3 protein-coding genes and 1 pseudogene are annotated in these 5,487 nt (G+C 62.0%); 1 reads left to right on the top strand and 3 read right to left on the bottom strand.

Annotation, left to right across the window (positions count from 1 at the left end; translation table 11 throughout):
- Positions 1-156: 156 nt before the first annotated feature.
- Positions 157-747, top strand: a complete 591-nt coding sequence (locus ABIC09_RS37225; protein ID WP_354112413.1) for a hypothetical protein — start codon at positions 157-159, stop codon at positions 745-747.
- A gap of 47 nt (positions 748-794) precedes the next feature.
- On the opposite strand, the pseudogene ABIC09_RS37220 reads toward ABIC09_RS37225, so the two are convergent.
- The 3 genes and pseudogenes from ABIC09_RS37220 to ABIC09_RS37210 all read right to left on the bottom strand — a co-directional run.
- A pseudogene (locus ABIC09_RS37220) lies at positions 795-986 on the bottom strand (TrbI/VirB10 family protein); the annotation flags it as partial.
- 1,253 nt (positions 987-2,239) lie between these two features.
- Complete coding sequence (locus tag ABIC09_RS37215; RefSeq protein WP_354112412.1) at positions 2,240-3,583, bottom strand: M16 family metallopeptidase; 1,344 nt, start codon at positions 3,581-3,583, stop codon at positions 2,240-2,242.
- Positions 3,580-4,854 (bottom strand): M16 family metallopeptidase, encoded by a 1,275-nt coding sequence (locus ABIC09_RS37210; protein WP_502917744.1) that lies wholly within the window; start codon positions 4,852-4,854, stop codon positions 3,580-3,582. Before ABIC09_RS37210 ends, ABIC09_RS37215 begins: the two co-directional genes overlap by 4 nt.
- Between the last annotated feature and the right edge of the window lie 633 nt (positions 4,855-5,487).

Raw genomic sequence — 5,487 nt, 5'->3', positions numbered from 1 at the left:
CGGCTTTCCGACAGGCGGATTTGCCACGTCCGGACGTCGTTCGGCCAGAACTCGTATTGTGCCGGCACCTAGCGGGACGGCAAACAACTTGCATAGGGGTAGCGGACACGTCGCATTGGGCGACGCATGCATACCACACTCTGATGAGGAGGCTCCATGACGTCGATCGACAACACCGCTCTTGGCCCGTTGGACAGGGAGGGACGCTTGCTGAATGCGGTTCTTAAGAGCGAAACAACGAAGTCGGGACGATTTGGATTTCGAGGCGACATCGCGCTGAAATTTCAAGCCCAGCTCGCCGACGAAAAACGACCGCCCGACTATTCTATCGAACAAGTTCTCGCAATCGCGCAGGAGGGCGAACCGACCATTGCAGTTCTTGCCGGATATCTGCATTCGTTCGCGTATCTACCTGAGGCTGCAAAGGTGCTGGACGGCAGGCTGAGCCCCGAAGGCAGCTATTTCATGTTCTGCAACAACATTGATCTGCTCGCGAAGTACCGCACCAAGATAGGCGACATCACCTTCCGCATTCTGCCTTGCGACGAATCAACGGTGTGGAAAGAGATGATGGATCTCGCCGGCGTCGAGAAGAATGACATCAAGAAGCTGGGTACCGCCGGTAGACTCGACCACTTGCTCGACGCGGCCAAGGACATCGATGGATCATACACGGACATCCCATACGAGGACGGCCTGGCTAAAATGCAGCCGGTGAAGAATAGAAGCGAAAACCGCCCCGTCTGAGGAAGCGCCTCAGACCCTCTCTCGCCAGCTCAGCGGCTGCCGCCGCAGGCGCCGGGTTGGCGTTCCAGCACAATCGAGTTGCCGCCGGGCTGACGACGCGGGTACCCCAAGAGGATGCGGCTCTGGCCGAACGCGACAGAGCTGTCGTCTTTGCCGATCAGCTTCGCACCCTGACGAATCAGCAGATATTTTCCGGACGGACTAACATAGACGGCATGAGTAAGCTGCGCGGTGATCCGGGTGCGGTCATGGGATGACAGCAAAAAATCTTCCAAAGTGACCATCGACCAGGAGTTCCAAAAGCTGCTTGCCAAGCGGGCGATGGCGACAAGCGGCCAGACATTGCTCTGTTCAGCAAAGAAGGCTCAGCCATTATGATCGAATTCAAGGTCTCCGGAGTGTCGATGACGAACATGTCAGTGACCTTTCAGAGTACGCTCATTTGCTTGCGGCGAAATCGGGAGGCGGGCCGAGGCAATTTTACAGTTATCTTATCGCGACATGGTCAATCCGCTGCGCTTGAGCGGGTCGTGGACACGTTTTCAGTCGGGCCAGGGATGGTTCAATTTAGCCTCCTTTTGGGCCCTCGTAGTCGTCAACCATTGGGCGAGGCCTATTTTGAGCTGCTCCACTTCGGCGACGTCATCGAGCGAGCAAAAAGCGGATTGGCGTATACCAAAACAAACACAAACTGAAGCTAAGTCGGCACAATCGTTCAAGCCGCGTGTTGCCTTCGCCGCACCTTCTGACGGGCGCATTGCCGAGATTCGGGCAGTCGGTACGTTTGAGCCGCCATCAGTCGGTTTGACGAAGATCCCCGACTGCGGCCAAGGAGAAGCGCCCGCGGGGTCGAACGTTTAGCCTTGATCGGTGTGCAGGCCGCGGCAGCGGGTGTGCAGGCGGGCGGCAGTGGGCGCAGGCTCGCTCGATAGCGACCAAGTACAGTTTTGGAGCGAAGTTCCTGAGCGGGCCGGCAATAAGCGTATTGAGCGGAAATGGGCGTCGGACCGGCATTCTGGAGTGACGGCACCGCATTTGGACTTCTCGGCTTCGTGAAGAAAGGGTTGGACGCAGTCCCGGCGCCCGGCATCGTTGAGCGAATGGCCTCGATCACGTGCGGATCGAAACTGCGTCATGTTCGCCGCTCGAACCCGCGCCTCTTCGAGGGAGCCGGACGCATATAGGCGACGGAAAACGGACCGGCTCAAGAAATTTCCGCAGACGACGCTGGTCCAAGCACGAGAAGCTGAACTCGTTCTGGAGAGCTCGCGGGAGCGCCTGGGCGCCTGTCACGAGCGTCGCCGCCTCTTGATTATCGGGCTGCAGAGCTGGGTGCGCGAGGAGCGTGCCAAGCTCTCCAGGAACAACCACACGGCCAGCGCGAACAGTGCAAACGGGGGACAGGGCAAAGCCGGACTCGGGGCTATGCCGCCCCGAGCTACTTGAAAAGTTAATTGGGCGTCGCCGGCTTCGCGGCCGATGGCGCTCTGGTCTACTCGGCTGCCGCTCGTGGAGAGCGGCCGACAATGACGGTGAGGAGCCCCCGGCCCCACAGCCGCTTGGCGGCGGCCTTGGCGTCGTCCAGCGTCACCGCGTCGACGATGGCGTTCCGCTTCTCGATATAGTCGATCGGCAGCTTGTCCTGCTGATTTTGCAGCAGCGCCTGCGCAAGCTTGGAGGAGGTGTCGAGCGCCAGCATCTGGGAGCCCTTGAGGTAGGACTTGGCCTCATCGAGCTCCTTCTGGGTGGGACCCTCCTTGGCAATGCGGCACACCTCCTTCTGGATCACCTCCATGGTGTCGCGGGCGCGGTCGGCGCGCGAGCCGGTGTTGCCGATGAAGACCGCCGAGTGCTCCATCCAGCGCAGCGACTCGGATACCGAGTAGGCAAGCCCGCGCTTCTCGCGGACCTCGCGATGGAGTCGCGAGGACAATCCGCCGCCGCCCAGGATGTGATTGACGAGATAGGCCGCCATGAAGTTCGGATCGCTGCGCTTGACGCCAGGGCCGCCGAAGGTGATCACCGTTTGCGGCACGTCGAGCGGCACGAAGGCGACCTGCGGCGGCTTGGCGGCACCGATTTCGGGGACCGGGACGAGTTTGCCATTGGTGGGTAGGGCGCCGAACGTGTGGTCGAGCAGCTTGCCGAGCGTGTCCGGATCCACGTCGCCGACCACCGCGACCTTCAGCCCATCCTTGGCAAGCACGCGGCCGACATAATCCTTCATGTCGGCGACCGTGATGGTCGGCACGCTGTCGAGCGTACCGTTGGTTTGCCGGCCATAGGGATGCTCGCCGAAGGCGATCTCCAGGAATTTCCGGCTCGCCAACGACGTCGGCTTCGTGGTGTCACGGCGCAGGCCCGACATGACGTGCGAGCGGATGCGCTCGACGTCGGCGGTGTCGAAATGCGGCGAGGTCAGCGCCATCCGCAACAGGTCGAACGCTTCGTCCTTGTTGTCGCGCAGCATGCGCAGACTGCCGCGGAAGGTGTCGGGGCCGGCACTGAACGAGAGCTCGATGGCGCGGCGGTCGAGGCGTTCGTGGAAGGTTTTGGAGTCGAGATCGCCGGAGCCCTCGTCGAGCAGGTTCCCAACGAGATTGGCTACGCCGGGCTTGTCATGGGGATCCTGCGCCGAGCCGCCGGCGAAGGAATATTCCATCGTGATCAACGGCACGGTCGCGTCCTGGACGAACCAGGCCTCGATGCCGCCCGGCGAGACCAGGTGCTGGATCTTTGCGGCCGCTTGTGACGGCCAAATCGTAGCCAGCACGAGCAGCGCGCCGGTTGCAACGGAAAATGCGGCGCGCCGCAAGCGAATGAATGGATGGGTCACGAACGCTTCTCCTCGCGCTTGGTGGTGGCAGTGTCTTTGATCAGATGGCCCGTCACAGAACGCTTCTTCTCGAGGCATTTCTGTGCGACGGCGCGAACCTGTTCGGCGGTGACCGCGCGGATGCGGTCGGGCCAACTTTGAATATCCTCGATCGACAGGCCTGTGCTGAGCCCGCCGCCATACCAGCCTGCCAGCTCCGCCTGGTCGTCCTGGGCGTAGATCGCTTCCGCGATCAGCCGGGTCTTGACCCGCTCCAGATCCTCGGCGCGGATCGGGTTCTGCACCACGTCGGCGATGACGCCGTCGATGACCTGCTCGACCTCTGCGAAGCTGACGCCGGATTTCGGCGCGGCCAAGATCGAGAACTGCGTCGGATCGAGCGAAATGCTCGAATACCTGGCGTTGGCGAAGACCGCGAGTGGCTTGTCGACGACAAGCGCGCGGTAGAGATAGGAGTTGCTGCCGCCGCCCATCAACTGCGCCAGCACGTCGAGTGCCGCGCTCTCACCGGCCGCGGCCGTGGTGGCCGAGGGCACCAGGTAAGAGCGCTCCATGCTGGGCTGCTCGACGAGCGGGTCGGACAGCGTGACGGTGCGCGGTGCGGCCGGCTCCGGCTCCTGCGGGCGGATGCGCCGCGCGGGGATCGCGGGCTGGGCCGGGATCGAGCCGAAATTGCGCTCGACCAGCGGGCGCACGTCGGCGGCCTCGACGTCGCCGGCGATGACCAGGATCGCGTTGTTCGGCGCGTAGAAGCGGCGGTAGAAGGCGAGTGCGTCCTCGCGATCGAGCTTCTCGATCTCCTGGTGCCAGCCGATCACCGGCCGGCCATAGGGATGATTGAGATAGAGCGCGGCCATGATCTGTTCGTTGAGACGCGCGCCTGGGCTGTTGGCAACGCGCATGTTGTACTCTTCGAGTACGACGTCGCGCTCGGGCAGCACGTTCTCGTCCTTGAGGATCAAGCCGGTCATGCGGTCGGCCTCGAACTCCATCATGGTCGGCAGCTGCTCGCGCGGTACGTGCTGATAGTAATTGGTGTTATCGACCGAGGTCGAGGCGTTCTCGTGGCCGCCGACGCGGCGCACGGTCTGGGAGAACTCACCGACCGGGTGTTTCTCGGTGCCCTTGAACATCAGGTGCTCGAGAAAATGGGCGAGCCCGGACTTGCCCGGTGTCTCATCGGCCGAGCCGACGTTGTACCACATCATCTCCGTGACTACGGGCGTGCGGTGGTCGGGGATCACCACGACTTGCAGACCGTTCTGAAGCATGAAGCTCGCTGGTCGTTCCCAGGTGGGTGTGATCTGGGCAAGAACGCTCCTGTTCACGGGAGCGCACGGGGAGCTCGGATCCGGGCTATTTTCCGTTTTGGACTCGACCGCCGGCGCGGTACGCGTCATCAAGGCCAAGGCAAAAATGGCCGTGCCTAGCACCTTGATTGTCAGGGACCTGGAATTCTTCATGTCATGGCCTTTCAGTAGAGATCCACGTTCTGCAGCGGACATCGCGACAAAGCAGGTGAGCCGCACGCCGTTGGCAAGCAGTAGAGCAAATGTCGGGCCAATCGCCTGACACCTCTGCGCACGGGCCGCTGCGCGGGCAACTACACGCAAGCGAACCGCGAACGGGTGTCTTCTCTCCGAAAGCCAACGCGCACTTTGTTTGGTGTCCGCCAACATGTTGCGAACACGACATTGCACACGAACCCGCAGACAACTCGCCGCCTCGCCGTTTCCCCAATTTTCTGAGCACCCCTACACGACTGGTTTCCGAAGGCTTGAACGGCTCGTCATAGGGAGCCGCACCAACTGCCGAATGCATGCGCGGACGACGCATTGCCGAATTGCGCAGAGAAGAACGGCAGCATTGCCGCGACCACCAAAGGATCTGCACGGGTCGTCGCG

Origin of the sequence: Bradyrhizobium sp. S3.12.5 (genome assembly GCF_040548225.1) — a bacterium.
Classification (GTDB): domain Bacteria; phylum Pseudomonadota; class Alphaproteobacteria; order Rhizobiales; family Xanthobacteraceae; genus Bradyrhizobium; species Bradyrhizobium cytisi.
The sequence above is the reverse complement of the archived record's forward strand: the minus strand, read 5'-3'. Positions and strand labels throughout refer to the sequence as shown.

Coding starts and splice junctions, on each gene's coding strand:
- ABIC09_RS37225 (WP_354112413.1), top strand. CDS start 157: ATGACGTCGATCGACAACACCGCTCTTGGCCCGTTGGACAGGGAGGGA.
- ABIC09_RS37210 (WP_502917744.1), bottom strand. CDS start 4,854: ATGCTTCAGAACGGTCTGCAAGTCGTGGTGATCCCCGACCACCGCACG.